At 64.8% G+C, this 18,490-nt stretch carries 9 protein-coding genes and 1 pseudogene; all 10 read left to right on the forward strand.

The window, feature by feature from the left end:
- Window positions 1–22: 22 nt before the first annotated feature.
- Window positions 23–2,155: an acetate--CoA ligase family protein gene (locus AC1Q6E_RS16685; RefSeq protein WP_152799208.1), complete on the forward strand. Its 2,133-nt coding sequence runs from the start codon at window positions 23–25 to the stop codon at window positions 2,153–2,155.
- A 12-nt stretch (window positions 2,156–2,167) separates the two neighbouring features.
- Entirely contained in the window at window positions 2,168–3,181 is a 1,014-nt protein-coding gene (locus tag AC1Q6E_RS16690; protein ID WP_492573125.1) for a 2Fe-2S iron-sulfur cluster-binding protein, read from the forward strand.
- Between the two features lie 50 nt (window positions 3,182–3,231).
- Window positions 3,232–3,957: an enoyl-CoA hydratase/isomerase family protein gene (locus tag AC1Q6E_RS16695; protein WP_296554930.1), complete on the forward strand. Its 726-nt coding sequence runs from the start codon at window positions 3,232–3,234 to the stop codon at window positions 3,955–3,957.
- Window positions 3,958–4,025: 68 nt separating this feature from the next.
- Entirely contained in the window at window positions 4,026–4,784 is a 759-nt protein-coding gene (locus AC1Q6E_RS16700; RefSeq protein WP_492573126.1) for an enoyl-CoA hydratase/isomerase family protein, read from the forward strand.
- 64 nt (window positions 4,785–4,848) lie between these two features.
- Window positions 4,849–5,829 (forward strand): tripartite tricarboxylate transporter substrate binding protein, encoded by a 981-nt coding sequence (locus tag AC1Q6E_RS16705; protein ID WP_152799213.1) that lies wholly within the window; start codon window positions 4,849–4,851, stop codon window positions 5,827–5,829.
- A 33-nt stretch (window positions 5,830–5,862) separates the two neighbouring features.
- Window positions 5,863–7,251 (forward strand): NAD-binding protein, encoded by a 1,389-nt coding sequence (locus tag AC1Q6E_RS16710; RefSeq protein WP_152799215.1) that lies wholly within the window; start codon window positions 5,863–5,865, stop codon window positions 7,249–7,251.
- A 44-nt stretch (window positions 7,252–7,295) separates the two neighbouring features.
- A complete protein-coding gene (locus tag AC1Q6E_RS16715) occupies window positions 7,296–8,309 on the forward strand; it encodes an amidohydrolase family protein (RefSeq protein ID WP_152799704.1) in 1,014 nt (337 codons plus the stop codon).
- Between the two features lie 59 nt (window positions 8,310–8,368).
- Window positions 8,369–8,848, forward strand: a complete 480-nt coding sequence (locus AC1Q6E_RS16720; RefSeq protein WP_152799217.1) for a VOC family protein — start codon at window positions 8,369–8,371, stop codon at window positions 8,846–8,848.
- A gap of 508 nt (window positions 8,849–9,356) precedes the next feature.
- Window positions 9,357–17,858, forward strand: a complete 8,502-nt coding sequence (locus tag AC1Q6E_RS16725; RefSeq protein ID WP_492573134.1) for a glycoside hydrolase family 94 protein — start codon at window positions 9,357–9,359, stop codon at window positions 17,856–17,858.
- Window positions 17,859–18,009: 151 nt separating this feature from the next.
- Window positions 18,010–18,156: pseudogene (locus tag AC1Q6E_RS16730) on the forward strand (glutathione S-transferase family protein); the annotation flags it as partial.
- Between the last annotated feature and the right edge of the window lie 334 nt (window positions 18,157–18,490).

Genomic DNA, 18,490 nt, shown 5'->3' on the forward strand with positions numbered 1-18,490 from the left:
ACAGGTGGATGGTAGAGACGGTATGAGCAAATTCAAATTCTTGCTGGAGCCCCGGTCCATCGCGGTGGTCGGTGTTTCCGACGACGCCGCGCGTCCCGGATCCCAGGCGGTCCGGGCCTTGATGAGGAACGGCTATCAAGGGCGCATTTTCCCGGTGAATCCGAAGTACCAGGAGTTCCAGGGCTTGAAATGCTATCCCTCGGTGGAAGCCATCGACGAGGACGTGGACCTGGTCGTGATCGGGGTTCCCGCGAAAGGGGTGATCCCGGTCATGCGGGAATGCGCGGCGAAATCGGTCCCCTACGTGACCGTCTTCAGCGGCGGATTCCGAGAAAGCGGGCCGGAAGGCGCCGAGCGCGAGCAAGAACTGATGACCATCGCCCGCGAGGCGGGCATGCGGGTCATCGGCCCCAATTGCCTGGGGTTCGCCAGCATTCCCGCGAATGTCTACGCGGCGTTCGGCAGCATCACCCGCGACCCCAAGCTCGAGCCGGGAAACGTCTCGCTGGTGACGCAGAGCGGGGGCTTCGGCTACAGCATCGCGCTGGCCTGCGCCGAGGCGAAGATCGGATTCCGGCACGTCGTCGCGACCGGCAATGAGAGCGACATCGACACGGTGGAGATGATCGACGCGCTGATCGACGACCCCGAAACCGCGTGCATCGTCTCGTACATCGAGGGAACTCGTGATGGTCGGGCGCTGTTGCGGGTGGGCCGGCGGGCGTTGGCCGCCGGCAAGCCCATCCTGCTGTGGAAGGGCGGCGTGACGGAGCAGGGCGCCCGGGCGGCGGCGTCGCACACGGCCAGCATGACGGGCAGCTACGATTTCTATCGCGCGCTGTACAAGCAGACGGGGATCGTGGAGATCGCCGAGCTGCACGAAGTCGTGGATTATCTGAAGGCGTTTGCGCCGGGCAAGCTTCCGGAAAGCAATGGCGTCGCCGTCATGGGCGTTTCGGGCGGATCGGCGATCGTCTTCGCCGACGCCGGCGAGCGGCGCGGGCTGAGCCTGTGCACGCTGACCGAGGCCACGCAGGAACGCCTCGGACCGGTGGTGCCGAGCATAGGCGCGCTACACAATCCCATCGACCTGACCGCCGGCTATTTCTCCGAGCAAAACAAGGAGAAGCTCGAGATTGCCCTGCGAGCTGTCCTGGACGATGCCCGGGTCGGCGCGTTGTGTGTCAACCTGGCGACGACGGGGCCCGGCGGCAGCGCGGTGGCGGCAGAAGTCATCGCGCGGGTGTCGGGACAGTACACCAAGCCGATCGCGGTCTTTTCATCGACGCCGCCGGCGGCGAATGCCGCCGCGCTGGAGATCTTCTCCGAAGCCCGGGTTCCGGTGCTGCCGTCGCCGTCCAGGGCGGCGAACGCACTGGCTGTGCTGTGGGCCTACAGGCAGGCACGAGCACGGATCGCGGACGCTCCGGAGGGCGACGCTATCGTCGAGCTGGAGGCGGACGTGCGCGCGGCGCTACGGGCCGGGCGCGCGTTGTCGGAAATGGAGTCCAAGTCGGTGCTGGCCAAGGCCGGCGTCCCGGTAACCAGGGACCTGCTGGTACGCAACGGCGGGCAAGCAGACCTGGCGAGCCTGTCATATCCGGCGGTGGTCAAGGTCGTTTCGCGCGATATCCCTCACAAGTCCGAGGTCGGGGGCGTCAAGGTCAATCTGGCGTCCGCGGAGGAGGTGGCGTCGGCGATCGAGCAGATAAGCGAGAGCGTCGCCCGGCTGGCGCCGATGGCCACGATAGACGGAATGATGATCTCGGAGATGGTCACCGAGGGCTTCGAGCTGATCGCCGGCGTCGTGAACGACGTGGTGTTCGGGCCGGTGGTCATGGTCGGCGCGGGCGGCATTTATGCGGAGATCCTGAAGGATGTCTCGTACAGGCTGGCGCCATTCGACGAACGTACGGCCCTGGACATGCTGGATGAACTGCGTTGCCGGCCGATATTCGACGGAGCTCGGGGAGGGGCCGTCCTGGACGTGGCTTCGGCCGCGCGTGCCCTGGCTGCCCTGTCGCGGTTCGGCTGGGCTGTCCGGAAGGAGGTCCAGGAGATCGACGTCAATCCGTTGTTCCTGTCTGCGCGGGGCGTCGTGGCGGCGGACGCCCTGGTCGTGCCGACGGCGCAGGCCGGGCGCGGCGAGGCGTGACGGAGGCGGATCGTGTCCACGAACCTGAAGATACGTTGCCTGCCAGTGGAAATGGCATTCGAGGCCGCCGCCGACGAGTCCATCCTCGCGGCGGCGCTGCGGGCGGGAGTCATGCTGCCGCACAGTTGCAAGACGGGGTTGTGCGGCACCTGCCGCGTCCGTGTCGTCGACGGGCACGTCGATTTCAACACGGCGAAGGCAAGGGGACTGTCCCCGCACGACCGCGCCGAAGGCGATGTGCTGCTGTGCCAGACCAGGGCCGTTTCGGACGTGACGCTCGCATGCAACATCGTGGAAGAAACGCGCGATGTGCCGGTGCGGCGAATCGCGGCGCACGTGGTCGGAGTCGACCCGCTTTCCGAGGACGTACGGCGGATCCGGCTAGCCTTGCCGGAAGGCGAGACATTCGGCTTCGTCGCTGGCCAGCACATGAATGTAGTCATGTCCGGCGGTGTCCGCCGCTGTGTTTCCCTGGCCAACGCGCCGTCTGGCGGCGACGCAGGGCTGGAAATGCACCTGCGGAACTACGGAGGCGTGCTGAGCAAGTATGTCTTCGAAAGCATCAAGGATGGAGACCTGGTCAGGATGGAGGGCCCCCTGGGGACCTTCGTCCTGAGAGGCGGATCCGATCGTCCGTTGCTCTTCGTCGCCGGCGGGACGGGGTTTTCGCCAGTGAAGTCCATGATAGAGACCTTGATCGAACAGCGTTCGAGCCGGCCCATGTCGCTCTACTGGGGCGGGCGACGTCCTCCCGACCTCTACCTTCATGAACTCGCGGGCCACTGGCGTGACCACGTCGGCCTGGATTACGTACCCGTCGTTTCGGATGGGGAACCGGCGGATGCGTGGCAGGGGCGGACCGGTTTCGTCCACCAGGCGGTGATGGACGATTTCGACGATCTTTCCGGCCATGATGTGTACGTATGCGGGGCGCCGCCGATGGTGGAAGCCGCGCGCCGCGACTTCATCGGCGCGCGGAAGCTTCCGCCCCGGCAGTTCTTCGCCGACGCGTTTCATCCTTCGTAGCGTGGCGGGGTCCATGCCAAGACAAGACAGCCTATCGAGAGAGCAAAACCATGAGCGAAGATGAAACCCTGGTCAGGATCGAGGTGCGGGATTCGATCCTATGGATCGTGCTGAATCGGCCCGCGAAGGCCAACGCCTTGACGATCGGGATGATGGAAACCATGGCGGAGGCGATCCGCGATGCCGGGGCCCAAGAGGGAGTCCGGGCTGTTGTCCTGTGTGCGCCCGGCGCGCGTATCTTTTGCGCCGGCGTGGACGTGAAGGAACAGTCTCCGGATGGCGACGCTGCGAGGCAGCGCGAGCGACGCTCCATCGCGCTGGCACGGCTGCAGGACGCCGTGATCGATAGCGCCAAGCCTGTCGTCGTCGCGGTGGAGGGCGCGGCCATCGGTGCCGGCGCCATGCTGGCCTGGCTGGCGGACGCCTGTGTCGCCGCCACCGCCGCCAGCTTTTCGCTGCCCGAGATCGACATCGGGATTCCGACTTTCTCCGGCGCCAGCATCGTGGAAGCGGTGGCGGGACGCAGCGCGGCCATGGACCTCGTCCTGACGGGGCGGCGCATGCCAGCCGCCGATGCCAGCGCCAGAGGGCTGGTTCGCGAGTTGGCTGAAAGCGGCGTACTGCAGGACAGGGCAGGGGAGTTGGCCGCGTCGCTGGGCGAAAAAGGGGCGCTTGCCTACGCGCAGGTCAAGCGTTGGATGAACCGTGGGGTCAAGCGTGCGCTGGATGAGGCCCGCAAAGAGCATGAGCGGCATCGGGCCGCTATCAGGAACTAGGCAAGCCGGCTGGCGACGACAGGAGAACGAAGGTGGCTGATCTGGATGTTTCGAGACATGGACGGGTCGTGATCGCTCGTCTGAACCGACCCGAGAAGAAGAATGCCCAGAGCGAGGAAATGCTCGATGCGCTTTGCTCGACGCTGCGTTCGGCGAACGACGATCCGGGAACAAGCTGCGTGGTCCTGACGGGTGCGGGTGACGCGTTCTGCTCGGGAGGCGATCTTGGAAGGCGCGCCAACGACGGTGGAGGTGGCGCGCCAACGCCGCTGGAACGGATGGATCGCCTGCATGGCGTGACGCATCGGGTCGCGCGCGCCGTCGAAGAGTTCGAAAAACCCTTGATCGCCGCGGTGAACGGTCCCGCGGTGGGCGCCGGCATGGATCTCGCCCTGATGTGCGACATCCGTTTTGCCGCCGCCTCGGCGCGTTTCGCCGAGGCATACGTCAGGGTGGGACTGTTGCCGGGCAATGGCGGCTGCTATTTCCTGCCGCGCATCGTGGGCGTGGCGCGCGCGCTGGAGCTGCTGTGGACCGGCGACTTCGTCGATGCGCCGGAGGCGCTCGAACTGGGGCTGGTTTCACGTGTTTACGAGGACGAGAACCTGATGGCGCAGACGCTGGCGTTCGCCGGACGCCTGTCCGAGGGGCCGCCCGTCCAGCAGCGCGAGATCAAGAAATTGCTCTACCAGTCCTTGCAGACGGACCTGAGGACCAGCCTGCGCGCCGTGTCCGCGCACATGGCGGTGATCCAGTCGACGGAAGACTACCGGGAGGCGATCGCCGCCTACAGGGAGCGCCGCAAACCCGTGTTCAGCGGGAAATAGCCGCTGGTCGCGATTGGCGCGAAAACGCGGGGCGGGCCCTGCCCGACCCCGACAGGAGACAGGTATGAATGCAGGTCGTGCTGTGTCGCGCAACTGCGCGACGATTGCTCTTGCGGTGGCGGTAGCTTCTCTGCCGGTCATGGCATGGTCGGAAACCTACCCTGGCAAGCCCATCCGGCTGATCGTCAATGCCTCTGCCGGGGGCGGGGCGGATGTCGTGGCGAGGCTGGTGGCGGAGAAACTGGCGGCGACGCTCGGGCAGCCCGTCATCGTGGAGAACAAGCCGGGGGCCGGCGGCAATATCGGCGCGGACTACGTGGCCAGGGCCGCGGCCGACGGATATACCCTGCTTGCCGCGAATTCCAGCTTCGCAAGCAATCTGACGCTCTACAGGAAACTCCCGTTCCATCCCGTGCGGGACTTCTCGCCGGTCAGTCTCCTGGTTGCCAATTATTTCTACCTTTGCGTCCCGGCAGCTTCTCCGCTGAAATCGTTCCAGGAACTGGTCGCCAAGGGCAGGAAGGATGAGCTTACCTATGCATCGGCGGGCGCCGGGCAGGGCTCTCACCTGGGGATGGAGCTGTTGAAGGATCTGGCTGGCTTCAAGGCCGTGCACGTTCCGTACGGAGGCATGGCGCCGGCGGCGGTATCGCTGCTGTCCGGCAACGTCGACATGTCGCTGCTGACCCCCGCGTCGGCGCTGCCGCAGGCGGAAACGGGCAAGCTCAGGCTGCTGGGCGTGACCGCGCCCAGGCGCCAATCGTCGCTGCCCGGCGTGCCGGCGATTGCCGAGTTCGGTCTTCCCGGATTCGAAGTGAACAACTGGCAAGGTCTGCTCGCGCCGGCGGGAACGCCGCCGGCCATCGTCGCCAGGTTGAATCAGGCCGTGAACCAGGCCCTGAAAATGCCCGACCTGAACGCCAGGCTCGCCGAGATGAACACGGAAGCGCGCGGCTCGACGCCGGAGGAATTCAAGGCCTTCCTGGCCGCCGAGATCGACAAGTGGCGGGAGGTGATCAAACGGACGAACACGCAGATCGATTGAACAAGTGGGACGACATCGGGATGGAGAGGCGGGATGAAGGAAGCGACAGGAACAGGACGTGCAGACAGGGCAGCCGGGCCGATAGGGTTCGTGGGGCTGGGCGCCATGGGGGCGCCCATGGCGCGCTGGCTGGTGTCCCGGGGCCATGATGTCATCGTCAGCGACTTGAACCACGGAGCGGTCGCCGACCTGGTGGGGCGTGGCGCCCGTACTGCTTCCACATTGAAGGGCCTGGCCAGCGAAGCCTCGACCGTCTTCACCTGCCTGCCATCATTGCGCGCCTTGCGGGAAGTCGCGCTGGGGGCGGAAGGATTGCAGCATGGAACCCGCATCTCCACGCTGGTGGATTTTTCCACGACGGGACCGGCGTTCGCCCTGGAGCTCGGGGCGGCATTGGCCGCCAGGAAGATCGATTTCCTGGATGCTCCCATAACGGGGAATGTCGTCACTGCCGGCAATGGAACGCTGGGGATCATGTGTTCCGGGCCCTCGGCGGCATTCGAGAGGGCCCGGCCGGTCATGGCGGATCTGGCCAGCATCGCCCTGCTGCACCTGGGGGAGCGGAACGGCCGAGCCCAGACATTGAAACTGCTGAACAACCTGCTTTCCGCGACAGGCATGGCGGTGGCCTGCGAAGCCATGATCCTCGGGACCAAGGCCGGGCTGGACCCCGCGGCGATGCTCGAGGCGATCAACGCCAGCGACGCAAGCAGCAGTGCGACGCGCAACAAGTTCGCCAGGTCGGTGCTTACCCGGAGCTTCGATTTCGGCGCCAGGATGGCCATTACGGCCAAGGATACGTCGCTGGCCGCGGGGGTCGTGGAGGAACTGGGCGTTCCGGCCTGGATCGCCAGGAGGGTGCAGCAGCTCTGGGGTTTCGCGGCATCCCAGGGGGGCGCCGAACGAGACGGAACCTCGCTGATCACCTATCTCGAGCCGTGGGCGGGCGTCGAAGTCGGGGGTGGGCGCGTGGCGGAGGCGGGCGCAGCAACGGGGCAAGCACAATGGATGGACAGGTTGGTGGGGGCCGTGTCGGCAACCCTGTTGGCCGCGGCCTGCGAGGCATTCGTCGCTGGCGCGAAGGCAGGACTGGACCCGATCACGATGACGCGCATTCTCGGGATCGAGACAGGCAGGAATTTCGCGAGTTCGCGTGTCCTGCCGGAACAGGTCGCCACCAGGACGTTCGCCTACGGCAAGTCCTTGGGAGCCGCGTTGAACGATCTCGATTTCGTCGCCGACGAGGCCAGGAGGCTGGGCGTGACGACCTGGGTGCTCGACGGTACGCGGTCGCTGTACCGGCTCGCGGCGGGACTGGGCGGGGGCGGCGAGGACATGTCCCGGCTGGCGACGTACTACGAGGCCTGGGCTGGCGCGGAGGTCCGTATTCCGGCCCCAGGCGATCAAAAGCAAGGAAAATGAGCATGTCCACCGAGACCAGGAGCACTCCGGAGTTCCGGGGCAACATGCCGCGCCCGCTCGACGAAGTCGCGGCGTGGACGGCGGGGCGGCTTGAAGAGGCCATCGATCCCGAGCTGCCCATCATCGATCCGCATCATCATCTTTGGCACGACGACCGCGGAAGGTATTTGCTGGACGAACTGTTGGCCGACCTGAATTCGGGACACAACATCGTCGCCACGGTGTTCCTCCAGGCCAAGAGCATGTATCGCCGCGATGGTCCGGAAGCGATGAAGCCTGTAGGAGAAGTCGAATTCGCCAACGGCATGGCGGCGGCCTGCGCGAGCGGGCAATACGGCGGGGCCAGGATCTGCGAGGCCATCGTCGGCCATGCGGATCTCCGGACGCCGGACGTCGAGGCGGTCCTGGAAGCCTTGGCCGCGGCCGGCAACGGCCGGCTGAGGGGCATACGGCACGGCGCGACCTGGGATGACGGCAGCGCCGCCTACGGCAGATCGTTTTCGCCCCGATACATGCTCGCCGATCCGGCGTTCCGCCAGGGATACGCCGCGTTGCGACGGCACGGGCTTTCTTTCGAGGCGTGGATCTACCATACGCAACTGGCCGAACTGGGCAGCCTGTTGCGGGCTTGCCCCGATATTCCCGTCGTGTTGAACCATGTGGGCGGAGTGCTGGGTATTCCGCCCTACATCGACAGACAGGAAGTCTTCGAGTCCTGGCGCGCCCGCCTGCGCGAACTGGCCGTCTTTCCCAACCTATACGTGAAGGTGGGGGGGCTGGGGATGTTGTACTGCGGGTGGGATTTCCATACCCGGCCCTTGCCGCCGTCGTCGATGGAGCTGGCTACCGCCTGGCGGCCATACATCGAAACTTGTATCGAGTTGTTCGGCGCGGAGCGCTGCATGTTCGAGAGCAATTTCCCCGTCGACAAGCAGTCCTGCGGGTACGGCGTGCTGTGGAATGCGTTCAAACGGGTGGCGGCAGGCTATGGCGACGCGGAGAAGGCATCGCTGTTCCACGATACGGCTGCGGGTTTCTACCGTTTGCGGCGTTCTTGATTTAATCTCGACTGGCGCAACCTCTCGTCGAGGCGCATTCACATGCAAGAGGAACTGCCATGACCATCGCCAAGAACACGATCTGCCTGTGGTACGACAAGGACGCCGAGGCGGCGGCCCGCTTCTACGCCGAGACCTTTCCCGACAGCGCGGTGCACGCCGTCCACCGCGCCCCGGGTGACTATCCGTCCGGCAAGGCGGGTGACGTGCTGACGGTCCAGTTCACGGTCGCCGGTATTCCCTGCCTCGGCCTGAACGGCGGACCCACCTTCAAGCACAACGAGGCTTTCTCGTTCCAGATCGCCACGGACGACCAGGAAGAGACCGATCGCTATTGGAACGCCATCGTCGGCAACGGCGGCCAGGAAAGCGCATGTGGCTGGTGCAAGGACAAATGGGGCATTTCCTGGCAGATCACGCCGCGCGTGTTGACCGAGGCGCTGGCCGTCGGCGGCGGCGAGGCCAGGCGCGCGTTCGAGGCGATGATGGAGATGGGGAAAATCGACGTGGCAGCGATCGTGGCGGCCCGGCGGGGCTGAGGGCGCGGGTCCGGGTGTAGGGCGCGGTCGTGTTCCCGCGGCGCTAGCGTCCTCGTCCGGCGGTTCGCGGCAATGGCTTGTGGTCTTGAGGCGGCTTTGCCGCTGAAACGCTGCCTGGTTGAGCCCAGTTCAACGGCGCAGCGGGCGGCACCGGCTTTTTCCTCTTCATCGGCCGTCCCTTCTTTTCCATGAGTGCACTCCGTAGGCCCTGCAGCGAGGCAACATGCAACGAGGCAGCCTGCGAACAGCATACGCTCATTCGAGCATCGCCCCATTCTTTCTTTTCGATTCGCCGCGCGGTCTGGTAGCAAAAGAAGATGCTTCGGTGCACGCGGAACACTGTATGCTGGGTTGAGCATTGTTCTTATGCCCGCCACACAGGAGCGTCCATCATGGCCAAAGGTCAGATTCGCGGCAATAGGGAGCCGAAGAAACCCAAGCAGCCCCCCAAGGCCCCTCCCATCCCCGTTGCCGGATCCGGCGCGGCCTCCTCCAAAGGAGGCGCTCAATCGGAACCCAGGAAGAAGTAACCAGGGGTTCGCCCTGGAATGAAAAAGATCCGGTCAGGCATGAGCTGTTCGGCGTAGAGCGTCTTGCACAACATGCCCGCAGCCTGGCCGCTGCACAGGAAGTCACGTCAAGGCCGCGCCGGGTTTCCTCTCTGCATAGGCGCCTTGGCGACAACGCCGCAGTCCTGCTGGCTGCCTATCATTCAAGCGCCGCGGAACTCGAAGGCGGCCGCGCGGTGGAGCCGGCGGCAGAATGGCTGCTCGATAACTACCACGTCGTGGAAGAGCAGGTCCGCGAGGTCCGCGATGATCTTCCCCCCGGGTTCTACCGGCAATTACCCAAATTATCTTCCGGTCCCTTCGCTGGCTATCCGCGAGTGCTCGGCGTGGCTTGGGCGTTCGTCGCCCACACCGACAGCAACTTCGACCCCGAGGTCTTGTATCGTTTCATTTCGGCCTATCAGTCGGTGCGCCCCCTCACGATCGGCGAGTTGTGGGCCGTAGCCATTACCTTGCGCATTGTGCTGGTCGAGAACCTGCGCCGTTTGGCCGAAGAAATCGGCGCCGGCCGCGCGGCACGCGATAGCGCCGACGAGATGGCCGATGGGCTGCTGCGGTCGGGCTCGGCGGGCACTGTATCGGGCTTGAACGCGAAGATCGCCTCGATGGGGCCCTTGTCGGAAATCTTCGCTGCGCAGTTGAGCAAGCGGCTGCGCGATCAGGATCCGCGCGAGACGCCGGCCTTGGCGTGGTTGGAGGACCGCCTCGTCAAGCAAGGCAGCTCCAGGGACGATGTGGTGGAGAAGGCGCAGCAGCGGCAGGGGGCGTCCAATGTCAGCGTCCGCAACGTCATCACCAGCATGCGGCTGATCTCCGACATCGATTGGGCGGACTGGTTCGAAAGCGTAAGCCTGCCGGACGAATTGTTGCGGACGTCCAGCGGTTTTGGCGAAATGGATTTCTCCACGCGCGACCTGTATCGCAAGGAAATAGAACAACTGGCGCGCGGCTCGGCCATGACGGAGCTGCAGGTGACACAGGCCGTGCTGGACGCCGCCCGCGCCGCGGCCGTCGGCGCGCGGGGGGGCGACAGGGCCCGTGTGAGCGACCCGGGTTATTACCTTATTGCAGCTGGGCGGCCCGCGCTGGAGGCGCGGATAGGTTATGCCGCACCCTGGCGGGTCGGCCTGGACCGGCTGGCCGTCCGGGGCGGCATCGCGGGCTATGTGGGTTCCATCATGAGCGCAACCGTGGCGCTGGCCGCCTTGGTGTGGTGGGTGCTATGGACGCCCGGCATGGCGGCGGGCGGGGTGGTGGCATTCCTGCTCCTGGCGATTTTCCCGGTTTCCGAATTCGCCACAGTGCTTCTGAATCGCGCCATTACCTGGAAACTTGGCGCGTCGATACTCCCCGCCGTCGACTTTACGCAGAATGTGCCGGAAGAGCACAGGACACTGGTTGCCGTTCCCACGTTGCTGACCAGCGAGGAGGAGATGCTGGCCCACATCGAGCAGTTGGAGGTGCTTTATCTGTCGGGCGCGGGCGGTGATCTGGTCTATGCCTTGCTTGCCGATGGACCGGATGCGGATACCGAAGAGATTCCGGCCGACGCAGCGATCCTGGCGGCGGGAGCCGCCGCCGTCGCCCGGCTCAACCTTCGGCACGGTCCGGCGCCGGGCGGCAGCCGATTCTTGTTGCTGAGTCGTCGAAGGTTGTTCAACGAGACGCAGGGCATATGGATGGGGTGGGAACGCAAGCGCGGCAAGTTGCATGAGCTGAATCGGCTCTTGCGTGGCGCAACGAACACCAGCTATGCGCCTATTCCGGGCTTGACCCAGCATGTGGCACAAGGCGTGCGCTACGTGCTTACCCTGGATGCCGATACACGCCTGCCCAGAGATGCGGCCCAGAAGCTCATCGGGAAAATGGCTCATCCTCTGAACAGGCCGAAATTCGATGCCGCGACGCAACGCATCGTCGAAGGTCATGCCATTCTGCAGCCCAGGGTGACGCCTTCGCTGCCGCTGCACCGCAAGGGTTCGATCTACCAGCGGCTGTTTTCCAGCCCGGGGGGGCTGGACCCCTATGCGGCCGCCGCCTCCGATGTCTACCAGGATTTGTTCGGCGAAGGATCCTATACCGGCAAAGGTATCTACGACATCGATGCCTTCGAGGCGGTGCTGGCAGGTCGTGTGCCGGAAAATGCCATGCTCAGCCACGATCTGTTCGAGGGAATATTCGCGCGGGCGGGCCTGGCGTCGGACATCGAGATCATCGAAGAGTTTCCCGCCCGCTATGACGTGGCTTGCCGGCGCGCCCACCGGTGGACGCGTGGCGACTGGCAGCTGCTGCCCTGGCTGTTCGGACGCGCCGCCGGCAATCTTGCCGTGCCGCCGATAGGGCGAGGCAAGATGCTGGACAATCTGCGCCGCTCATTGCTGGCGCCGGCGAGTTTTCTTGCGCTGGGCGCGGGGTGGTTGCTGCCCTTGCCGGCGGCGGCGCTTGCCACCCTGACAATCGTCCTGTGCCATGCCGTTCCCGCCGTGCTTTCATCGCTGAGTTTCGTGGCGGCGCGCCGCGGCGGGGTCCCGCTGCGCAACCGTGCCATGCTCTTTGGCCAAGATCTGGCCATCGCGGGGGAGCATGTCCTGGCTTCGTTCACCTTCCTGGCCGATGGTGCCTGGAGGATGACCGATGCGATCGGTCGAACCCTGCTGCGGCTCTTTGTCACGCATCGACATCTCCTGGAGTGGACGACGGCCGCGCAATTGACCGGCTCGGCGCGGCTGGGACTGGCGGGTGTCTATCGCATGATGTGGCAAAGCGTTTGCCTGTCGGTGGTCATGGTTGTCGGAGTCATCGTCGTGCAGCCCGCTTCGTGGGTGTTGCTCTTGCCGTTCGCGCTGGCGTGGCTGGCGGCACCAGCCTGCGCATGGTGGATAAGTCGGCCATCCCAGATGGCGGCTCAACTGCGCGTATCGTCGGCGACGGCCCTGTCGTTGCGTCGCACGGCTCGCCGGACATGGAGATTCTTTGAAACGTTCGTGACGGCGGATGACCATATGCTGCCGCCGGACAATTTTCAGGAAACGCCCAAGCCTGTGCTGGCCCGGCGTACTTCGCCAACGAACATAGGTTTGTATCTCCTGTCGATCGTCGCGGCGCGCGATTTTGGATGGATCGGCACGTGCGGCGCCATCAGGCGGATGGAGGACACGCTTTCGTCCGTGGGCAGGCTGGAGCGGTACAACGGCCACCTTTTCAATTGGTACGCCACCGACGACTTGCGCGTGCTCCAGCCTGCCTATGTGTCATCGGTCGACAGCGGCAACCTTGCCGGCCATTTGATTGCACTTGCCAATACGTGCGAAGAATGGGCCGAGGATTGCTCCAGCCGGGAAGTGCGTTCCGGGTTGCGCGACGACCTTGCGCTCGCGCGCGAAGCACTCTCGGACATGGCCGCTACGGGGGATGAACGCCTTCGACAGCTAGCCGCCCTGCAGGAGGAGATGGATACGCTGCTGCAGGGGCCGCAGGATCTGGTTTCCCTGTTGCCTTCGCTTGGCCGCCTGGCGGCGAAGGCCGCCGGCGGGGCCCGGGCATTGGTACCGGTCGAAGCCGATGGGCACGGCGTGGATCTGGTGTTCTGGACGAATGCGTTGTCGGTTGCCATCCAGGAACATCGAGAGGACGTTGACGCGGGGGAGCGATGCCAGGAGGCCATCGATGCCCGCTTGCGAGTCCTGGCGCATACCGCGCGCGAGATGGCATCGGCGATGGACTTTTCATTCTTGCTGGACCCGGAACGCAAGCTGCTGTCCATCGGCTATTCCCTGGCCGACAACAGCCGGGACCCCGGTTGCTACGACCTGCTGGCATCGGAGGCGCGGCTGGCCAGCCTGTTCGCCATTGCGAAGGGGGATGTGCCCACTCGCCACTGGATGCGCCTGGGACGTACGTCCACACCTGTTGCCTGTCGGGCCACGCTGATCTCGTGGTCGGGTTCGATGTTCGAATATCTGATGCCGTCATTGGTCATGCGCGCGCCGGTGGGCAGTCTGCTGGAGCAGACCAACCGCATGGTCGTGCGGCGCCAGCGGCAATATGCCGAGGAACTGGACCTGCCATGGGGAATTTCCGAGTCGGCCTACAACGCGCGCGATATGGCGTTCACTTATCAGTACCTCAATTTCGGCGTTCCTGGCCTGGGACTGAAGCGAGGACTGTCCGAAGACTGGGTTGTGGCGCCGTATGCCACCGCTCTTGCCGCGATGATCGATCCCGAAGCCGCGCAGGAAAATTTCATCCGCTTGGCGCAACTGGGGGCTCGGGGCCGGCACGGCTTCTATGAAGCGCTGGATTTCACGCCTTCCAGATTGCGTGAGAATGCAACGGTAGCCATCGTTCGCAGTTTCATGGCTCATCACCAGGGCATGACCATCGTCGCCATTGCCAATGCCTTGCATGGTGGCCGGATCCGCGATCGGTTCCATCGCGAACCCATGATTCAAGCCTGCGGCTCCCTGCTCCAGGAGCGCGTACCGCGCGATGTGGCGCTGGCCCGTCCCCGCGCGGAGCGGATCAAGGCCGGGACCGTCCGGGGCGGGGGAATGGAGGGCGCCACGCGCTGCTTCGAGCGCCTGCCAGCCGGTCCGCCTCATACCCACCTGTTGTCCAATGGCCGCTATACGGTCATGGTGACCACCGCCAGCGGCGGCTACAGCCGCTGGCGTGAGATCGCCGTGACGAGGTGGCATGGGGATGCCACGCGCGATGGCTCCGGATCCTATCTGTTCGCGCGCGATATCCAGCGTGGTCATGCGTGGTCGGCCACGCCGGAGCCGCTCTGGACGGACCCGCAGCAGATCCAGATCGGTTTCTCGGAAGACCGGGTGGATTTCATGCGCCGCGATGGCTCGTTGACGACGGCCATGCAGGTGCTCGTTTCCGGCGAGGATGACGGCGAGGTACGCCGTGTATTGCTGACGAACGCGGGGCGCCGCGTTCGCGAGATCGAGTTGACCTCATACGCGGAACTCGTGCTGGCCACGCCGGCTGCCGACCGCGCGCATCCCGCCTTCTCCAAGATGTTCGTGGTAACCGAATTCCTGCCTGAGTTCGGTGCCCTGGTTGCAACCCGGCGCCGGAGATCGCCCGAGGATCCCGGGATCTGGGCAGCGCATTTTGCCGTGGTGGAGGGCGAAGCCATCGCACCGGTGCAATATGAAACCGACCGGGCGCGTTTTATCGATCGCAGAGCCCATGGTTGGGTGCCCGGACATATCGTCCAGGGAGAACCGTTGTCCAATACTGTCGGGACGGTACTGGATCCCGTTTTTTCCCTCAGGCACAGTGTCCGGGTGGCACCTGGCCAGGTGGCCCGCGTGTCGTTCTGGACACTCGTGGCCGATACGCGCGAGGCGCTGCTGGACCTCGTGGACAAGCATCACGATCGCAGCGCTTTCGAACGGGCGGAGACCTTGGCCTGGACCCAGGCGCAGGTGCAACTGCGCCACTTGGGGATGCACGCCGAAGAAGCGGCGGCTTTCCAGCGATTGGCCGCACCGCTGCTCTATCCGGATTCGCGGTTCAGGGTGCCGTCGGAGGCCATCATCCGCGGTGCCGGCAGCCAGTCCGGACTGTGGCCATACGGTATATCCGGGGATTTTCCCATCGTGTTGCTTCGGATCGACGATGCGCAGGACATCTCGCTGGTCAGGCAGATGCTGCGCGCACACGAGTATTGGAGGATGAAGCGGCTGGCGGTCGATCTCGTCATTCTCAACGAGCGTACGTCCTCGTATACCCAGGACTTGCAGAATGCCATCGATACGGCCGTGCGCAGCAGCCAGGCCAGGCCGAGTTTTGGCAAGGAACTGGCAAAGGGCACCGTCTATGTCTTGCGTGCCGATCTCATGAGCGTTCAAGGACAGGACTTGATTCAGGCTGTGGCCCGTATCGTGCTGTTGGCGCGTCACGGGCCGGTGGCCGAGCAGCTTGCCCGTATCGTCGAGTCCTCGCCCCGTCTGGAAATGCCATTTCGTCCGGCGCCAACGGCCTTGATGGCGGCGTCGTCAGGTTCTTCGAACGAGCGGGAGCTCGAGTTCTTCAACGGCCTGGGTGGTTTTGGCCTGGATGGCAAGGAGTACGTCGTTTGCCTGCTGAATGGCCAGAGTACGCCGGCGCCCTGGATCAACGTCGTTGCCAACCCGGGTTTTGGCTTCCAGGTATCCGCGGAAGGCAGTGGCTACACCTGGTCGGAAAATAGCAGGGAGAACCAGCTGACGCCATGGTCGAACGATCCGGTGATGGATCCGCCCGGCGAGGTGTTCTATCTGCGCGACGAGGCCAGCGGAGATCTGTGGACGCCGACGGCATCGCCCATACGCGATGATGCGGCCTATGTCGCGCGGCATGGCTTTGGCTATAGCCGCTTCGAGCATAGGCATGACGGAATCGCCAGCGAACTGCTCCAGTATGTGCCCAGGCAGGACCCGATCAAGATCTCCCGCCTGACGCTCGTCAATCATTCGGGCCGATCCCGCGAACTGTCGATCACCGCCTACGTGGAATGGGTTCTGGGCGCGACGCGCAGTGTCTCGGCGCCGTTCTTGATTACCCGGGTCGACGCTGCCACGGGCGCGATTTTCGCGGTGAATCCATGGAGTCTCGATTTTGCGCAGCGCGTGGCTTTCGCAGATCTGGCCGGAAGCCAGACCGCGCTCACCGCGGACCGGCGCGAGTTTCTCGGCGACAACGGCGAATTGGCGGCCCCGGCGGCATTGACGGGGGACGCCGGTCTGTCGGGTCGCTGCGGCGCGGCCCTGGATCCGTGTGCCGTCCTGCAACGCGTGGTGGCCTTGAAGCCGGGAGAGTCGGTCGAGATCGTTTTTTTCCTGGGACAGTGCGGCTCGGCCGAGGAGGCGCGGGAACTGGTGGCGCGCTACCGTCAACAGGACCTGGACGAAGTGCTCGGCCAGGTGGTTTCGGGCTGGCAGGAAAAATTGGGCGCCGTGCAGGTAAAGACACCGGACCGCGCCATGGATGTTCTCTTGAACGGCTGGCTGCTCTACCAGACGATCGCGTGCCGGCTCTGGGCCCGATCGGCTTTCTATCAATCCAGCGGCGCATACGGGTTTCGCGACCAGTTGCAGGACGGCATGGCGTTGATGTTGGCCATGCCCGAGGCGGCCCGGGGACAGCTGTTGCGCGCCGCTTCCCGCCAGTTTGCCGAGGGCGACGTGCAGCATTGGTGGCAACCGCAGACGGGGCAGGGGGTGCGCACGCGCATCTCGGACGACTGCGTCTGGCTGGCGTACGTGGCGGCAAATTATGTCCTTCGCAGTGGCGACGAGGCGGTGCTCGACGAGCCGGTCAGTTTCGTGGAAGGACCTGCGCTCGGCACGGACGAGCACGACGCATTCTTCCTGCCGAAGCCGTCGGAATGCGCCGCCACTCTGTTCGAGCATTGCGCACGTGGCCTGGATTTGTGCATGGCGCGTACGGGTGTGCATGGGCTGCCGCTCATCGGGAGCGGTGATTGGAACGACGGCATGAACCGGGTGGGGCAGGCGGGGCACGGCGAGAGCGTATGGCTAGGCTGGCTGCTCTTGCACACCATCGGTACGTTCGAACCCATGGTGCGCGGTCGGGATCCGCTTCGCGCGGCACGTTGGCGCGAGCATGCCGGCAGCTTGCGCGAGGCCATGGAGACTCATGCCTGGGACGGCGAATGGTATCGGCGGGCCACCTTCGACGATGGTACCTGGCTGGGCTCGCGCGATGGCAAAGCGTGCCGGATCGATTCCATTGCCCAGTCGTGGGCCGTCTTGTCGGGCGCGGCGCAGCCGGAGCGCGCCGCCATGGCCATGGCCAGCCTCGAGCGGCATTTGATGAAGCGGGATGACGGCATGGTCCTGCTGTTTACGCCGCCTTTCGACCGGGGGGGCCACGACCCTGGCTACATCCAGGGATATCCTCCAGGGCTGCGCGAAAACGGCGGTCAATACACGCATGCCGCCATGTGGGTGATCCTGGCCTACACGGCCTTGGGGAACGGCGACAAGGCCGTCGAACTTTTTTCGATGCTCAATCCCGTCAACCACGCGCATAGCCCGGCGGGGGCACAGCGCTACAAGGTCGAACCCTATGTGGTGGCGGCAGATGTCTATTCCGTGGCACCTCATGCCGGCCGGGGAGGCTGGACCTGGTACACCGGATCGGCGGCCTGGATGTACCGTGCGGGCGTCGAAGGGATCCTGGGCATTCAGCGGACGGGCATGTTCCTGACCCTGAATCCTTGTATTCCCGCTGCCTGGCCAGGATTCGAAGCCTGCGTGGCAATAGACGGGAGCCGGCATGACATCCGGGTGGACAACGTTTCAGGGCGGGGCCGGGGTGTGACCGCGGCATTCGTGGATGGGATCGCCCTGGCGTGCGCTGGGGGGACGATTGCATTGCCGTTGGACGGCCTGCCGCACAGTGTGGTGCTCACGCTGTGAGCCGGGCGGTCTTGCCAGGGATCCTCAGGCCGGTGCCGGGCCCGCGAGCAAATCGATGACCGCCCGCGCCGCGCGCGTCTGCTCCCGGCCCTTACGGGAACACAGCGCGGTGGCGAGATTCCCGCCGCGCACGGCAGATTTGATGCTTTCGAAGGTCGCCGCCTACACCTATATCGCGCATGCGCCGGAGGGCGGGTTGTCCCTGGACGCGTATCCGGCCATCCGGGTCTGGGTGGCACGCATCGAGGGGTTGCCCGGTTTCGTTCCCATGCCAGGCGCGCCGGCCCGGAAGGGATGAGGCACACCCGTGCGCCCCCCGGGGCGCGTTTCCACGGGGGGCATGTCCGGGAAAGCCCTGTCCAGAATGTTCTGATTGTCCATGCTCATGTGTAGATAGTCTATTTTCATTAAAAATACACGGGCATAAGATTCAAGCGATTCCTGGCGTAACGAAAAGAGATCCAGTGGGCGTGGGGAGCTGGGCGCATCAGGGAAATTTGTTCAAAAAATACATGAGAAAAATCATTTTCCATAAAAAAATCATTCCAGGAGACGGACAATGAAAATGCGCATGTGGGGTTGTTTGCTGGGCATGGCGCTGGGCGGTACGGCCGCGGCGCAGACCCCGTTGA

This window comes from Pigmentiphaga sp. MLSB6-MA01, assembly GCF_058793475.1.